Origin of the sequence: Eubacterium sp. AF22-8LB, assembly GCF_003458715.1 — a bacterium.
In the GTDB taxonomy this organism is placed as follows: Bacteria; Bacillota_I; Bacilli_A; order Erysipelotrichales; family Erysipelotrichaceae; genus Holdemanella.
In genome coordinates this window covers 32,031-47,755 of record NZ_QRVI01000010.1, presented here as the reverse complement: position 1 = coordinate 47,755, position 15,725 = coordinate 32,031, and the positions used below count along the sequence as shown (strand labels likewise).

The following is a 15,725-nucleotide window of genomic DNA, read 5'->3' as shown; positions in this document are numbered from 1 at the left end:
CAAATTCCAGTTTGTCTAACTGAACACAAAAACCGAATACCGAAAATCAGACCGTTGACTGGTCGCACTATGCGAAAAGTTGACGGTCTTTTTTTATCCGCAAAATCAAAAAAGGAGGTCAATTACAATGACAAAACCGAAAACCCTTGAACAGCTTCGAGCCGAAAAGGAACGAGCCGAGACGCAGCTTGCACAGGAACAGCACAAGCTGGAGCGTCTGGAGAACAGAAAGAAGTATCTGGAGAAAGGCGAACGCACCAAGCGCACCCACCGCCTTTGCAATCTGGGCGGCACGATTGAGAGCCTTGCCCCGGAGGTCAAAGATCTCACACGCACCGAAATGACAGAGCTGATGGAACACATCTTTTCTCTGTCCGAAGTCCAGCGAGCCGTCCGTCACATGGCGATTACCCATATCAGCCAAGCAAACAGAGAAAAGGAGTTGAAAGCCGATGGCACTATTTCATCTGAGCGTCACGCAGACTAAGCGAAGCGCAGGACAGTCCGCTATCGCTTCTGCCGCCTACCGTGCCGGGGAGCGATTGTATAGCGAGTATTACGGCGAATACAGCGACTACACCCGCAAGGGCGGCGTGATCTGCTCCGATATTCTCCTGCCGTCCCATGCACCGCCAGAATACGCAGACCGCCAGACCCTATGGAACGCCGTGGAAAAAGCCGAGCGTGGAAAGAACGCCCAGCTTGCATACAGCTTTGACATTGCCTTGCAGAATGAATTTTCCCTTGAGGAAAACATCGCTCTTACAAGGCAATTTTTGTTGGAGAACTTTGTGAGCCGTGGCATGGTGGTTGACTTCGCCGTACACCAGCCAGACCGGGAGGACGGCGGCATACCAAACCCGCATTTTCATGTGCTTTGCCCCATCCGCCCCATCGAGCAGAACGGCAAATGGGGACTAAAGCAACGCCGGGTGTATGAGCTGGACGAGGACGGCAACCGTATCCGAGACGCAGACGGAAAGTTTGTGTTCAACGCCGTTCCCACTACCGACTGGGGCAGTCCCGAAACGCTGGAACATTGGCGTGAAGCATGGGCGGAGCTATGCAATGCCAAGTTTGCGGAAAAAGGTATTGATGTTCGTATCGACCACCGAAGCTATGAGCGTCAGGGCGTGGAGCTTCTTCCCACCGTCCATGAGGGCGCAACCGTCCGGGCAATGGAGAAGAAAGGCATACGCACCGAGAAAGGCGAGTTCAACCGCTGGATCAGAGCAACCAATGCCGTTATCCGGGACATCAAGAAGAAAATCGCTCTCCTGTTTGATTGGATTGCCGAAGCAAAAGCGGAGCTTGCCAAGCCGCAGGCACCCAACCTTGTTTCTCTGCTGAACGCCTACTACACCCAGCGCAAAGCCGGGGCTTATTCCCAGAAAGGCAAAATCAGCAACCTAAAGGAGATGAACGAGACTTTCAATTATCTCCGGGCAAACGGCATTTACAACCTTGAAGATTTGGAAAGCCGTGTCAATGAACACAGCTCCACCACAGAGAGCTTGAAGAAAACGCTGGACGGGCAGACCGCACGAATGAAAGAAATCAAGCAGCTCTATGACAGCTCCGCTGCTTTCCAGAACTTGAAGCCTGTCTATGACGGCTTGCAGAAAATCAAGTTTGAGAAGCCCAGAGCCAAGTACAAGGCAGAGCATGAAGCGGAACTGATACAGTTCTACGCCGCCAGACGAAAGCTGACCGGGGAGTTCCCGGACGGCAAGGTGGATATGAAAAAGCTGTCCGACGAGTATGACGAGCTGGAACAGGCGCACGAAACCACCTATGGCGAGTTTAAGGCTGTCAGAGACGATTTACACCGCCTTTGGAAGGTCAAGTCATGCGTAGATACTGCCGCCCGATTTAACGAGCGTACAGAGGAACAAAAGCTCCAAAATCGACCCCAAACACGACAGAAAAAGGAGGAACTATCCCGATGAATTACACCCAAGCACAGATTGACCGGGCAAACGCCGTCAGTCTGGAAGATTTTCTCCGCACACAGGGAGAGACACTTATCAAAAGCGGACGGGAATACCGTTGGAAAGAACATGACAGCCTGACCGTCCGGGGAAACAAGTGGTTTCGCCACAGCCAGAGCAAGGGCGGCTATCCCATTGATTTCGTCATGGAGTTTTACGGCAAGTCCTTTCCCGAAGCTGTCCAGCTCCTGACCGGCGAAAGCGGCGAGGGGCAGAGCGAAGCCAGCACAACACCGCCCACAGCGTTTCACTTGCCCTTGCACAACAGAACAGCCGACAGAGCAATTCAATTTCTTTGCGAAAGCCGAGGTCTCAACAAAACGCTTGTTGAGGCTTTTCTTCTTTCCGGGGATATTTACGAGGAAGCAAAGCGGCACAATGTTGTGTTTGTCGGCAGAGACCGAAGCGGTACGCCGAGATACGCCCATGTGCGAGGAACGGCAGACCCATTCAGACAGGACATTGCCGGGTCTGACAAGTCCTATCCGTTCCGCTATGAGGGAAACGGCAACCAGCTCTTTGTCTTTGAAGCACCGATTGACCTGTTATCATTCATCTGCCTTTATCCGCAGGACTGGCAGAAAAGAAATTATCTTGCCCTGGGCGGCGTTTCGGGCAAAGCTCTTGACCGTTTTCTTTCTGAACGCAAGGACACCCAAAAAGTGTTCCTCTGCCTTGACAGCGACACCGCAGGAAGCGAAGCCTGTACCCGACTGGCACAGTCCATTCCCAGCGAGATCGCCGTCATTCGCCTTGTCCCGGCAAGGAAAGACTGGAACGATGTTCTCCGTCAGCAAGGGGACATTCCCAGCCGCAAATTTATAGCGGAAACAATCACGCTACGAGAGCTGCCCACCGCCCAGCCTGTCCCCATGCTCCGTATGGCAGATGTGGAGCTGACGAGCGTGGATTGGCTATGGTTTCCGTATATCCCCTTTGGAAAGCTGACGATCATACAGGGCAACCCCGGCGAGGGAAAGACCTACTTTGCCATGCGTCTTGCGGCGGCTTGCACCAACCGAAAGCCCTTGCCCGGTATGGAAACAATTGAGCCTTTTAATATCATCTATCAGACCGCCGAGGACGGTTTGGGCGATACCGTTAAGCCCCGGCTGATGGAAGCTGACGCAGACCTTGAACGAGTGCTTGTCATTGACGATAGGGACACACCGCTGACCCTTGCCGATGAGCGCATAGCAAGGGCAATCCGGGAGAACAACGCAAGGCTTGTTATCATTGACCCGGTACAGGCGTTTCTGGGCGCAGATGTGGACATGAACAGAGCAAACGAGGTGCGCCCGATATTCCGCAGTCTGGGAGACATTGCACAGGCTACCGGGTGCGCTATCGTGCTGATTGGACACCTGAACAAAGCCGCAGGAACGCAAAGCACCTACCGGGGATTAGGGTCTATCGACATTACGGCGGCAGTCCGCAGTCTGCTCTTTATCGGCAAGCTGAAGGACAGTCCCACAACGAGGGTGCTTATCCATGAGAAAAGCTCCCTTGCGCCGCCCGGACAGTCCCTTGCCTTTTCTCTGGGAGACGAGAAAGGCTTTGAGTGGATAGGGGCTTATGACATTACCGCTGACGAGCTTCTTGCCGGGACAGACACCGCCAAGACCGAAAGCAAGACCGCACAGGCGCAAATGCTCATTCTGGAACTGCTTGCGGACGGAAAGCGTATGCCGAGTGCAGAGCTGGAAAAGGCAGTCAATGAGCGTGGGATTTCCTCACGCACCATGAGAACGGCAAAGAGCCGTATCGGGGACAGACTTGTGACCGAGAAAGACGGCACAGCATGGGTCTGCTATCTCCGAGATTGACAACAGGAACACGGCAAGCGTGGCAAAGACGGCAATGGTTTTATAGATACCTTAATGTTGCCGCCTTGCCTTGTTCTCTCATACCGACACCGCCCGATGATGAACAGTCACCGGGCATTTTTCATTTACAGGAGGATTTTGAATGAACAATACCGCAACCAACACCGCCACTTGCCCGACTGTCAGAAAGCAGATCGGCAAGACAACCTATATCGTCCGTGTGCATTTCAGCCAGACCGCAAAAGAGACAATGGAGGACAAAATCAAGCGTCTGCTCCGTGAGGAAGTCCGCAAAATGTGACTTCTTTTTGGATTTGATGAAAAAGTCCTTGACTTTTCGTCTCTGGTAAGACAGCAAAATCTATTTTGATTTCAATTGGTGTCCGATTATCTATCTTTGCTTCTCCAGAATTGAAAAGAATCTTACAAAAGGATGAGTTACATCTTGAAAGATTAGGTCAGCCAATGATAACTTCAGCTGATGAGAAAAAGCATAACGATTTAAAACTTGATATTGATCGTGATGTTTATGAAAGATTTACTAAAGGTAGGTCAGATAAACCGTCGTATGAGGATTTACCTAAAAACAGACTAAGAAAATCTATTTTGTTTATTGTTATTAATGATTCAGATGATGTTTTTAATTTCATGGCATCTATCATCCTTCAGCAATTATATACTCAGCTTTATTACATTGCAGATGCTCGTGCAGACCACAAACTGCCAATACACGTAAGAATCATTAATGATGAGTTTGCTAACTGTGGAAAGCAACCAGATTTTAACCGTAAAATCAGTACAATGCGTTCTCGTGAAATCAGCACTGCTGTAATCGTACAAGGTATTTCACAAATTAAATCCAAGTCATTGTATGGAGATGATTGGGAGGCAATTTTCGAGAACTGTTCTATTACTTTGTTCTTAGGGTCTAAAGGTCCAACAACGCAAAAGGTTATTTCTGAACTGGCAGGAAAGGAAACAGTTACGCACGTTACACATTCCACAAGTAAAGGAACAAGTTCATCTTACACGGTTGGTGAACAGTTGATTGCAAGTGACGTATACTCAATTGGTGATATTGCAATGTTGGATAATCGCAAATGCTTGATTCATATTCAAGGTCAGCATATTTATGAAGACTGGAAATACGATGTCAAAGATCATCCAAGAGTGGATGAAACTTGTGATGCACACGATAAAGAGATTGCAAAACAAAACTTCTTTGATATTGATGTTTTCTTAGAAGAAGTGCGTAACTTAGAAAAAATGCGTGAAGAACAACGTAATGAATATATAAAGAATAATCAATCTGAGTCAGAAAATAAATTAGATGGATACAAGCGTGGTGAATACTCTGGTAAAACGGATTTATTGATTAGCGATGACGCTGTGTATCAGACTCAAGATGATTTAGATTTTGTGGAAGAAAGAATCAATGAAGAAGAAAGATATGATGTGGACGGCTTTCTTCCTGCAACAGATACCAGTATAAATCGTCCATAAATATTTTTGGTAATTAGATGGCAGTACTGCCATCTTTTTATATATTAGAAAGAAGAGGTAAAGAAAATGAATTATTTGCAACAAGGTTTTAGTATTATTTCAAAGGGTTTAATTGCTTTTGGAGGCGTTTGGACTGTTTGGGGTATTGTTGTCATGGCAGGCGGATTGAATGACCATAATGGACAGGATATCAAACAAGGTGTTTTACGTGCTGTTGGTGGAGCTTTGATCATTGCTGCGGCTGCATGGTTAACAACGATTGACGTTAACTTTGGCTAGAACGAAAAGGGGGGCAGTACTGCCTCCTTTGTTTCTTTGGAGGATGAAAATGACGGAATTTCAAAGTAGATTACATGATTTAGATTCATGTATAGAAAATGCTAAAAAAGAAAGATTAAATCTTATGATAGAAAATTATCGTGAACCGTTGAATGCCAGTTTATTGAATACGCTCTTTCTAAACGAAAAGCTATGTATAGCATCTAGAGATTTATTGAGTACATTAGATGATATTCAAACATCTTTAAAATCTATAAACAGGCTGTTAGATGATGATTCTTTAAAATTACAAGGGATTGCTTTTAAAGATAACAATTCAATTATCGAAAATTCAATCGATCAGCAAAAGGTCGTTTTAAATAAATATATATCTAATTTACAGTTAATACTGTCTGTTCAGAGAAGGGAGGATGATGTAGATGCTTGATGAATTTTTCAATGGTCTGGCATCCGATATTGGAAATGTTTTTGCAAACTATTTCGTTAGTTTGAATGATGTGATGAAGTTAGCACAGGCTGCACCAAATGATGTAATTGATGGATTTCCATCTCAAGCGTTATGGTCAGCTTCTAAGGATTTATCAAATGTAATTGGCACTGGAGTTGCTTCTGTGATTATTTCTTTATTTCTGTTTTTTGAGTTGGCTGCCATATTTAATCGAACAGATACAAAAGGGTTGGATGGTATCTATTGGATTTTGATGGCATTTTTGAAGGTAGCAGTTGCAATTACAATTGCAAAGAATATGAGTATCATTATTTTAATGTGTTTTCAAATTTCAAGTGAAATTGTAAAGGGAATGCAACAATCTTCAACTTTTAATTTGTTGGAGTTTAATTCAAATGATATATCGCAAGAGTTGATAGATTATTTTAAAGAAAAGGAAGCTGGAACAATTCTAGGAGGATATATTGTTGCTCAGTTAGCAAACTGTGTGAATCACGCTTCCATTGTGATTGTTAAACTTGTATGCCAGATACGTTTTATTGAGATATATGTCTTTACGGCAGTTGCACCGTTACCGTTCTGTACATTCTGTAACAACGAATTCAAACATATTGGAATTTCATTTATCAAACGTCTTTTAGCACTTGCTTTGCAAGGTGTATTTATTTGTATTGTTTGTGTTTTTTACGTGCAAATTGTCAACGCATCCATAGGTTCAGCGTTAGATGTTTCGAGTAATCCAACGGGAGCAATGTTCACAATGATGGGATACTCGATTTTATTGCTTATTGCAGTCTTCCAGACTGGAGGATGGAGTAAGTCATTGCTTCAGGTTAATTAATTTTGGTATTAACGTTTTGTCATACACGTTAATATAGTTTCTTGCACACACTTAGGAGAAACTTCATAGCAGTTAGAACAAAAATCGGGAGGTAGGTTATGGCAGCACCACATGTATATTTTTCAAGACAGATGTTAAAAGCAAAGTATAAAGATCCAAAAACAAATGAGTATCGTGACTATGAACATAGCAGAGCAACGGGTAAAGATGGTAAGCCTTTATTGATGTATCGTATTTTATTGCCCTCTGCAAATCATAGAAAACTTCAGTTTCCAAAAGATGTAAATGGAATTGATGTTAACTCAAGAAAAGCCTATATTCAGGTTCCAAGAGATGCTGTTCATGATACAAAAATCGCTCAAAAAAAAGTGATGTATATGGATTGTGAAACTTCGACATGGACAGTTTATTTTGAGAGTCAGCGACTTAGAGATGCGGATGGGCATCCGATTTTCACGCCTGACGGTAAGAATCAGTTTGATAAGCCAATTCCTGTAAAGTTAAACAGGAAACAAATGGCGGAAATCTTTGATACAAAGCTTATACGTGAAAAGAAAAAAGTAGTAACAGTCGAAAAAGATGTGAAAAAGACTACCCAAAAAGAAAAAACAAATGAAATCAATTTAAACACAGAACATAAGCATGAAAAATCTTCTAATTCTGATTTAGAACGATGATGTTCTTGTGATAATTAAGATGTGTGCCTTAATTAAATTAAAGAAGATGGCAGTACTGCCACCTTCTTATTCTACTGAATGAAAGGAGTATACTTATGGAATCTTCATATGTACCTAAAGATATAACAACCTATGAAGAGAAAATCTTTTTAGGGCTTTCTGTAAGACAGTTATTCTGGTCGTTTATTGCAGTGGTAGTTGGATTGTCATTTTATTTTGTTTCATATCTGTTACTGCATATACCACAGGATATCTGTATTTACGTAACAATTGCTTTATGTTTTGGAATATTTGCTATGGGCTGGGCAAAGTGGCAAAATTCCAGACCATATCAAGAAAAGCTGGCGGCGATACACCGCTTTTATACTGTTAAACAAAGAGTAATTTATTCAAACGAGATTTATTATTTTACAAAGAAGGGATCAAAGGATGTTTTTAAAAAATCGAGAAAAGACAAATCAATCAACAAACGGTACTGCCGTGAATACAGAAAGTAAAAGAGATACAAAAAAGAGAATCAAACGTGCCCGTATCGCTCAAAATGTGATTCGTTACAAGGAAATGCTTGAAGATGGCATTTGCTGTATGGATGATGACTTGTATTCTCGTGCAGTAAAATTTACAGATATAAATTATCAAATTGCTCCAAATGAGATGAAAGAGCAGATTATAGCTATGTATTCTGACTTTCTTCAGTCGCTAGGGAACGATATAGATGTATCTCTTGTTATTAATAACCGCTTATTAAATAGGGAAGAGTTTGAAAAGAATATTGTTATGCCACATAGAGCAGATGGGTTAGATATTATTCGTGCAGAATTAAATCAACGTGTGCGTGATAATATGGAATTAGGAAATAATTCTATTGTTTCAGATAAGATATTTACGTTTACATGTAAAGAAAGAAATTTCTTGGATGCAAAGAAAACATTGGATTTGTTAGCTGAGAATTTTTGTGATCAACTTTCAAATCTTGGCTGTGAAGCAGAAGTGATGTCTGGTCAGGAAAGACTTGAAACATTGGCATCTATCACATTTCCATCACGCCCATTCGATTTTAAATACAGTGATTTAGGTGTTGGAAATACTACGAAAGACTTTATATCACCATATTCTTTTGATTTTAAAAAGGATTATTTTATGATGGGGGAAAGATATTGTTGTGCGATGGTGATTCAAAACTATCCTACTTGGTTAAAGGATGATTTAATTTACGAATTATCAAAAATTGAAAGTAATATTGTTATGACGTTTCACATGCAGTTACAGTCAAAAGAAGATTCTATTGCCCTTATTAATAGGACTTATGAAAAAGTGGATATGCAGATTCAAGCTGAGAACGAAAAGAACCTAGCACGTGCTAATTTTTCAGGGAATTTGCCTCCTAATCTGAGATCACAAAGTGAGGCTGTAAATACATGGCGTCAACTCGTAGAAGATAATGACCAACGAATTTTTAACTGTCAATTTTTAGTACTGGTTAATGCAAAATCAATGGATGAAATGAATAATGTCATTAATCTTGTAGAACGTACAGGAAAAAGAATGACGTGTGATTTTATCAAAATGGACTATGAGCAGGAAATTGGATTTAACTGTGCATTACCTTTAGGTTTACCTAAAGAAGGATTATCTCGTCCACTCTTAACTAATAATTGTGCTTATGTCATGCCTTTTACTTCTCAGGAACTATTGCATGAAAATCAGCCAATATTTTATGGAATCAACAAAACAACAGGTAACATGATTCTATGTAATCGAAAGGGACTGGTTAACCGTAATGCATTTATCATGGCTCCAACTGGGATGGGAAAATCATTTATTGCCAAAAAGGAAATTACTCCCTTGTTCTTAGGTGATCCAAATGCAAATATTATTATTATTGATCCACAAGGAGAGTATAAGAAGCTTGTAGATGGCTTAAATAAATATTCCAACAGAACGGATTGTCAAATTCTTCAAGTGGATACAAACTCAAGTTTACATTTCAATCCTTTTGACGGTGATATATCAAGAGCAGACTTCTTGTCACGTAAAGCAGAAATTGCCATTGTAATGATGGCTGAAATGATTGGAGTAAATGGATATTTGACCGGAGAGCAAAAGTCAATTATTGACCAGATTGTTCACTCTATGTTTTTGGATTATGAAGCAAAACTGACTACCAATCCAAGAAGTGCTCGTATGCCTACATTAAAAACATTCCATGAGTATTTGAATAATTATAAAGGGGATGTTGCTCATCAAATGTATGAAGGGTTATGGACATACGTTGAAGGTACTTATGATCTATTTGCACATGAATCAAATGTAAATATCAATAGTCGAATGGTGGTATTTGATATTCATGATATGTCAGAATCTATCAAGCCACTTGGAAACAAAATCATTTTGGAAACAATTAAAGAACAGATGCTTAAAAATTTCGAACAAGGTAAAGATACTTGGGTTTACATAGATGAAATCTATCGTTTACTTGATAATGAATATTCCGAAAACTTCTTGTATGAGTTCTGGAAATGGGTGCGTAAATTTGGCGGTGCATGTACTGGTATCACACAAAATGTAACGGACCTTTTACGTTCGGATAAGACAAGTACTATGCTTGCAAACTCAGATTTCTTTATTATGCTACGTCAGGAAAAATTAGACTTAGTTCAGTTAAAAGGATTATTAAATTTATCTGATGAGCAATGCAGATATGTTCAGAATGCTCCTAGAGGTTCTGGCTTGATTCGTTATGGTAAGACCATTGTTCCGTTCACGGACAAATTCCCTAAAGATACAATTTGTTACGAACTCTGGAATACAGACCCAGAAGACAAGAAGAAATTGGAAGAAAAAAGAATTCGTAAGCTTCAGGAAGAATCTTTGCGTTTGCAAAAAGAACAACGTGAAAAGCAAGAAAAAGAAGATAGAATGCGTGAAGTGATGATGCCTAATTATGCACAAAAAAAAGATGATGTTCAGAATATGACACAATCAGATACTGCTTTAAATGTTTCTAAAGGTGAAAGTAGAGAACAGAACCATCAAGTAGATAATCGTGAAAGCTTATATAATGTCACATCTACTGCATCAAATCCTTCACAAAATTCGGGCTTTCAATTTAATCCAGATGATTATTAAAAAACGATGGCAGTACTGCCACTTAGGAGGTCTATATGTTTAAATTAAAAAAGATGACTGTTTTAAGCTGGGATGAAGAATCTTCGATAGATACGCTTCCATTGGATTCTCAAATTTTTAACTTCAAAGGATATTTTGTAGGGCGTGCTTGGAATGCAGAAGTGTTTCAAGCACTTTTTGATGACGCCGACACATCGACTGGGCAATGTCATGGTAGTCTTTTGATTGGTGGTACAGTTGTTCAGGTACGGGGAAGTTTTCGTATGTCAAAAACAAATCTTTACTTTTTAGACTCTATTGATATTACATATTCGTCTGAGAATCAATCTGTTATATATTGCAAAACCGATAACGATGGCAGTACTGCCACTTTAAGTGTGGGGGAAGATAGTAATGGTTCTGGTTTAAAGCGGCTAGATGCTGATGAATCTTCGGATAAAGAAATCTCTAGTGATGTACCAAATGAAGAAGATAATATAAACTCTTCTGTACATGAGAATAATGGGATGCCATCTAACTTGCATCATAATACTATTGTTTTTAAAGATACACGTACAAATGATATTCGACTCATGCTTTTAAATAATTTGGAAAAGATTTTAAATATGGATAAAAAGTATTTTCTTGTTCACACAAAAGAAGAGTTTAAAAATGATGAGCGTAGGGATTTTCCATACATATATATAGAAAATAATAAATACAAAATTCTCACAAATGAAGACAAAACACTAGGATGTTGTTCAGAATTAGGAGCTAAATTATTAGTCGCATTACATGATGACAAGACTTCATGTAAACTCATAGAAGCATGTTTAGATACGTTGTATGCAAATGGGCTTTATCAGGATCTGAAATTTGCAAGTGAAATGAATGATGTAAACGAAGATAAGTCTTTGTTAGCTTTACAGCATATTGGTTTTAATTTTGGCAATGACGCAAACATAATGCGTATAAATAGGATGTAGGAGGTGTGAAATGTGAAAAATGATAAATCTGAAATTGTAAAACAGCAACTTGCAGAACGATTTATCCATTGTTTGGATGAGAAACAAGCGGAATGGAGTAAAAACTGGAGAACAGTTGGTGGAGCTTGCAATGGCATCAGTAACCGTAAATATTCTGGGTTAAATCGTTTTCTTTTGACTTTTTATAGTCAGGAAGAGAAATACGAAGGGAATCGTTTCTTCACATTTAATCAGATTAAAGACAAGGGATATCATCTTGAAAATGCAAAAGGAAAAGGAATTCCTATTATTTATCCGATGTTTAACTATTTCAAAGATGGTGCGACAGATTATTCAGATAGAAAACTCGTTGGAGTATCAAAAAAATCAGAAATGATACGGTCTGGCGAAGCGACAGAAAGTAATTTTAAATGGGCTTACGCTAGTGTAAAATATGTGTTTAGCGAGGACTTAGTAAAAGAAATTGAAAAAGATCCTCAACAACATATCTACTCTAATGATGAGAAGTTTGAATTTTTAAAAGGTTTTATGAAGGAGACTGGTGTTGAGCTTTATCAATCTAAAATAAATGTGCGATGTTATTACGATATCAATAAGCATAGAATTGTTTTACCACCAGATAATCACTTCTTTAATAAAGAATCATTATTATCTACCTTGGCTCATGAAATTGCTCATAGTACTTCCAAAGGTCTAGAAAGAGAAGTAACTGGTGAATTTGGAAGCGAGGAGTATGCAAAAGAAGAATTGCGTGCGGAAATTGCGTCTGCATACATTTGTGCTGAACTGGGGATTGATACTAGTATAAATGAAAATAACAATGTAGCATACATACAAAGCTGGTCTACCGCAATAAAGGATAACTATAAATACTTGGAGGATGCTGTTAAAGATGCAGATAAAATCTGTAATTTTGTCATGGAAAAGGGCGAATTTCATCAAAATAAATCGATTAATAGACAGATGAAAAGCAGAGATATATCAGAGTCAAAGAATAGTTTAGAAAAGGAACATGATAGAGACTTATGAGCTTTCTTGAAGATGCAGATTTTAAACATTATTTCAAAATGTTCTTGATTAGTATATCTGTTTTTGGGATTCTTTGCTTTCTATTTCTTTTCGTTTTTAAAGACAATCACAGTATTGTTTTGAATGACGATACTATTGAATATGGACATCTTGTTCGTGTTGTTGATTTGGTTGAATCGGTTGCGGGTAATCCTGTTGATGACAGTAATCGAATTAGCTCAAATACAATCTCGGTGAACGGATACGAAATCACATTTGATGAAATAGACGTATTCAAGCTTGGTGCTCAGACGATTACAGGAAAATATACAGATAGCACAATAGAAAAACAAAATATAGTTATAAATGTTGTAGACACAAAAAAACCAGTGATTAAAATAAAGAAAGATATAGATCATAGAATGGATTTAAATGATGTACGTAAATTAAAAGTAGATTCATTTTATTCCGTTTCCGATAACCAGACGCCAGACAGTAAAATCAAAATTAAAAAGTATGTTAAAGAGGAAAGCTATTCATATGGTGATTCAGTACATTTAATTATTGAGGCTACTGATAAAAGTGGAAATGTAGCCAAAAAATCAACAGTTATATATATAAATGCTAAGAAGGAAAAGAAAAGTGAACAGGATGTAAAGAAAGACAATTCAGATGAGGCAAAAAGCGATAATTCTTCTCAGAAAGAAAGCCCACAAGTGCAGAATTCTTCTACACAGAATTCCTCTTCACAAAATCAACAAAGCTATCAAACTCCACAGCAGCCTGTTCAACAGATACCACAGCAAACACAGACAACGACAAATCAACCATCACGCCCTAAACCATCAAATAAGCAATACTTGTTTTCGCAAGGATATGATATGTCGAGTGCTCCAAGTGCTTGTCAGAATGATTTACTATCGTCTGGTTTTAGTGGTTCTTGTACACCGATTCAGGATAGTGATGGCATTTATCTAGGCATGCAATTGATTTTCAACTAAGATGGCAGTACTGCCATCTTTTTTTAAGGAGGTTTATTTTGGTAAACAGACAACAAATAATAAATGCAGGAACCACTGCGTTGCATCAAACTATCAGAGCAACTTCCTACTCATCAGCCGTTGCAGTCGATGTAGGAGGCCGTGTATTAGATTCAAGCAAGTATCTAATGTCAAATTCTATCTATACTGCACATGACATATCTCGTGGAACACTGTCTACGATTGCAACTCAAGTAAATCGTTATACACCTGATGTCTATGATGTGGGGGGATATGGCAGAAAAGATTTAACATCAGATGCAGGTATGTTTCTTGCGGGCAATTCAGCAATGATTGCACAAAACACGGTTCGTGTTGCTAGGGGAGTGGCTAGTCCAGTGGTATATGGCGTTTCAAAAGTTATATACAACAACAAACGTATGGAACGTATCAAAGAAAAATCTCAAGCATTTGGAAATGCGAAGGTGAACGATGTTAAGCCATCCCAGATGAGTTATACAGATATTATATCTGGAAAATCACGTAGAGATGCAATCCTTTATAGACATAAACTGGCTCATAATCGTTATGTTCCAAATCAAATGGCGGAATCGTCATTGCCTGAGCGAAGAGATGCTATTACTGTAAAATTTAAATCGAATGCATATAATAGAACCTTATCAAGACAAACTCATGTTCAGGCTTATAGCAATTATTTAAAACGGAAAAGTTTTTCTTTAAAAAAAATCATCTATAAATACTATTCGTAATCAGTCACGTAAACTGACAAACGCTATGATTAGAGGTAATGATCCAGATTCAACCACGAATAAAACTATGTGGTATGTCAATAAGGCAGCTCGTGGGTCTGTACGAACGATTGGTCAGATGTGGAGACAGAGAAAGAATATTCAACGAATAATGTCAAGTATAAGACATCCGTTCCGTACTCTGAAAAACATCGGTAAAGCTTTTATTAATTCATTGTCAGCGATTTATACAGCAATTGCTACTATTCCTGTTATTATGTCGGTTCTTATTTCTATGATTCCTGTTGTACTCATGTTTATGTGTATTTTTATTGTGATTTCTAGTGTTCTAGGATTTATTTCATCTCAGAGTTACACATTTACGGATATTAAAATGTGCGATACAGGCAACACAATTAAAGATTTGGCAAATGAATCAGCAGTAACAAACACAGCATCTGAACAATATAAGCTATTATTTGAAAATAAATATGGTCAGATTAAACATGATGAATGGGGACTTGCTTATATTGAAGACGGTGGCTATAAATGGTATTGCAATGCTATGGCGACTTATTATACGACCACTATTGGTGAAAAATTCCGGATAACATTGGATTCTGGTGAGCAGATCTATATTATCATATGTGATATTAAAGCGGATGCACACACACATCAAGGAAATAATGATAGCAGTCATGCCTGTTTGTCTGGGGATGGGTCAATGGTTGAGTTTTATGGAGACGTAAATCGGACTACAATGCCTAAACTTCATGCAGCTGGATTTGGTGGCTTGAACAACAATTTGGATGATAATCATAAATGGAAGGGAGCTATCACAAAAGTGGAGCGTGCCATGAAATATGGTGGTGGCGATATTACAGGTTCTCCAGATTTTTCTAATACAGATGCATGGATTACAAAAAATCCTTATGCACAGGGCGGATTATATGGACAATGTACATGGTTTGCTTGGGGTCGTTTTTATGAAATTTATGGTTATGATCCTGGTTTTAGTGGTCCTGGCTATAAATGTGTTAGCGAATTGTTGGCTGCTCACGGTGATAAATTTAAATTTTCAAAAGATCCTACGGCGGGAGCTGTCGGCTCAAGTGATAACAAGAATGGTCATAATCACGTATTTATTGTTGTAGCAGTGAATGGAGATCAGGTTACAGTTCACGAAGGTAATATTGATGGTATAACGAACGATTATGCTACAGCCATTACGGATTGGCGTACTTTTACGTATTCAATTTCACAGTTGCATGCCTATTATGGGGATGTAACCTTTGCAGTACCGATTTAATATATTTATTTAGACATTGA

General features: G+C 39.4%; 16 protein-coding genes. All 16 read left to right on the top strand.

What is annotated here, in order from left to right; genetic code table 11:
* The first annotated feature begins 127 nt into the window (after positions 1-127).
* Complete coding sequence (locus DWY01_RS05375) at positions 128-487, top strand: DUF3847 domain-containing protein (RefSeq protein ID WP_097773907.1); 360 nt, start codon at positions 128-130, stop codon at positions 485-487.
* Entirely contained in the window at positions 453-1,949 is a 1,497-nt protein-coding gene (gene mobQ, locus DWY01_RS05370; protein WP_117994405.1) for a MobQ family relaxase, read from the top strand. Before DWY01_RS05375 ends, mobQ begins: the two co-directional genes overlap by 35 nt.
* Positions 1,946-3,817, top strand: coding sequence for an AAA family ATPase (locus DWY01_RS05365; RefSeq protein WP_117994402.1), 1,872 nt, complete (start codon positions 1,946-1,948; stop codon positions 3,815-3,817). The genes mobQ and DWY01_RS05365 overlap by 4 nt, the downstream gene beginning before the upstream one ends.
* Positions 3,818-3,959: 142 nt before the next feature.
* Complete coding sequence (locus tag DWY01_RS05360; protein ID WP_006428300.1) at positions 3,960-4,118, top strand: transposon-encoded TnpW family protein; 159 nt, start codon at positions 3,960-3,962, stop codon at positions 4,116-4,118.
* A 164-nt stretch (positions 4,119-4,282) separates the two neighbouring features.
* On the top strand, positions 4,283-5,320 hold the full coding sequence (locus DWY01_RS05355; RefSeq protein WP_199519887.1) for a type IV secretory system conjugative DNA transfer family protein: 1,038 nt from the start codon (positions 4,283-4,285) through the stop codon (positions 5,318-5,320).
* 66 nt (positions 5,321-5,386) lie between these two features.
* On the top strand, positions 5,387-5,599 hold the full coding sequence (locus tag DWY01_RS05350; protein ID WP_117994394.1) for a hypothetical protein: 213 nt from the start codon (positions 5,387-5,389) through the stop codon (positions 5,597-5,599).
* A 49-nt stretch (positions 5,600-5,648) separates the two neighbouring features.
* The gene (locus DWY01_RS05345) at positions 5,649-6,026 is read left to right on the top strand and encodes a hypothetical protein (RefSeq protein WP_117994391.1); all 378 of its coding nucleotides are present in this window, start codon (positions 5,649-5,651) and stop codon (positions 6,024-6,026) included.
* Positions 6,019-6,888: a hypothetical protein gene (locus DWY01_RS05340; protein ID WP_117994387.1), complete on the top strand. Its 870-nt coding sequence runs from the start codon at positions 6,019-6,021 to the stop codon at positions 6,886-6,888. The genes DWY01_RS05345 and DWY01_RS05340 overlap by 8 nt, the downstream gene beginning before the upstream one ends.
* Before the next feature lie 98 nt (positions 6,889-6,986).
* On the top strand, positions 6,987-7,565 hold the full coding sequence (locus tag DWY01_RS05335; protein ID WP_117994383.1) for a hypothetical protein: 579 nt from the start codon (positions 6,987-6,989) through the stop codon (positions 7,563-7,565).
* Between the two features lie 95 nt (positions 7,566-7,660).
* Entirely contained in the window at positions 7,661-8,062 is a 402-nt protein-coding gene (locus tag DWY01_RS05330; protein WP_117994380.1) for a PrgI family protein, read from the top strand.
* Positions 7,995-10,694, top strand: a complete 2,700-nt coding sequence (locus DWY01_RS05325; protein WP_117994375.1) for a VirB4-like conjugal transfer ATPase, CD1110 family — start codon at positions 7,995-7,997, stop codon at positions 10,692-10,694. The genes DWY01_RS05330 and DWY01_RS05325 overlap by 68 nt, the downstream gene beginning before the upstream one ends.
* 35 nt (positions 10,695-10,729) lie before the next feature.
* The gene (locus tag DWY01_RS05320) at positions 10,730-11,659 is read left to right on the top strand and encodes a hypothetical protein (protein ID WP_117994372.1); all 930 of its coding nucleotides are present in this window, start codon (positions 10,730-10,732) and stop codon (positions 11,657-11,659) included.
* 12 nt (positions 11,660-11,671) lie between these two features.
* Complete coding sequence (locus tag DWY01_RS05315; RefSeq protein ID WP_117994368.1) at positions 11,672-12,688, top strand: zincin-like metallopeptidase domain-containing protein; 1,017 nt, start codon at positions 11,672-11,674, stop codon at positions 12,686-12,688.
* On the top strand, positions 12,685-13,668 hold the full coding sequence (locus DWY01_RS05310) for a hypothetical protein (RefSeq protein ID WP_117994364.1): 984 nt from the start codon (positions 12,685-12,687) through the stop codon (positions 13,666-13,668). Before DWY01_RS05315 ends, DWY01_RS05310 begins: the two co-directional genes overlap by 4 nt.
* Positions 13,669-13,706: 38 nt before the next feature.
* On the top strand, positions 13,707-14,417 hold the full coding sequence (locus DWY01_RS05305; protein ID WP_117994359.1) for a hypothetical protein: 711 nt from the start codon (positions 13,707-13,709) through the stop codon (positions 14,415-14,417).
* A gap of 25 nt (positions 14,418-14,442) precedes the next feature.
* Complete coding sequence (locus tag DWY01_RS05300; RefSeq protein ID WP_117994354.1) at positions 14,443-15,705, top strand: CHAP domain-containing protein; 1,263 nt, start codon at positions 14,443-14,445, stop codon at positions 15,703-15,705.
* The last annotated feature ends 20 nt before the right edge of the window (positions 15,706-15,725 follow it).

What these genes read in the sequence shown, in the direction of transcription:
- DWY01_RS05335 (WP_117994383.1), top strand. Translation starts at nt 6,987, where the DNA reads ATGGCAGCACCACATGTATATTTTTCAAGACAGATGTTAAAAGCAAAG.
- DWY01_RS05375 (WP_097773907.1), top strand. Translation starts at nt 128, where the DNA reads ATGACAAAACCGAAAACCCTTGAACAGCTTCGAGCCGAAAAGGAACGA.
- DWY01_RS05330 (WP_117994380.1), top strand. Translation starts at nt 7,661, where the DNA reads ATGGAATCTTCATATGTACCTAAAGATATAACAACCTATGAAGAGAAA.
- DWY01_RS05300 (WP_117994354.1), top strand. Translation starts at nt 14,443, where the DNA reads ATGATTAGAGGTAATGATCCAGATTCAACCACGAATAAAACTATGTGG.
- DWY01_RS05350 (WP_117994394.1), top strand. Translation starts at nt 5,387, where the DNA reads ATGAATTATTTGCAACAAGGTTTTAGTATTATTTCAAAGGGTTTAATT.
- DWY01_RS05325 (WP_117994375.1), top strand. Translation starts at nt 7,995, where the DNA reads ATGTTTTTAAAAAATCGAGAAAAGACAAATCAATCAACAAACGGTACT.
- DWY01_RS05320 (WP_117994372.1), top strand. Translation starts at nt 10,730, where the DNA reads ATGTTTAAATTAAAAAAGATGACTGTTTTAAGCTGGGATGAAGAATCT.
- mobQ (WP_117994405.1), top strand. Translation starts at nt 453, where the DNA reads ATGGCACTATTTCATCTGAGCGTCACGCAGACTAAGCGAAGCGCAGGA.
- DWY01_RS05345 (WP_117994391.1), top strand. Translation starts at nt 5,649, where the DNA reads ATGACGGAATTTCAAAGTAGATTACATGATTTAGATTCATGTATAGAA.
- DWY01_RS05365 (WP_117994402.1), top strand. Translation starts at nt 1,946, where the DNA reads ATGAATTACACCCAAGCACAGATTGACCGGGCAAACGCCGTCAGTCTG.
- DWY01_RS05360 (WP_006428300.1), top strand. Translation starts at nt 3,960, where the DNA reads ATGAACAATACCGCAACCAACACCGCCACTTGCCCGACTGTCAGAAAG.
- DWY01_RS05310 (WP_117994364.1), top strand. Translation starts at nt 12,685, where the DNA reads ATGAGCTTTCTTGAAGATGCAGATTTTAAACATTATTTCAAAATGTTC.
- DWY01_RS05340 (WP_117994387.1), top strand. Translation starts at nt 6,019, where the DNA reads ATGCTTGATGAATTTTTCAATGGTCTGGCATCCGATATTGGAAATGTT.
- DWY01_RS05355 (WP_199519887.1), top strand. Translation starts at nt 4,283, where the DNA reads ATGATAACTTCAGCTGATGAGAAAAAGCATAACGATTTAAAACTTGAT.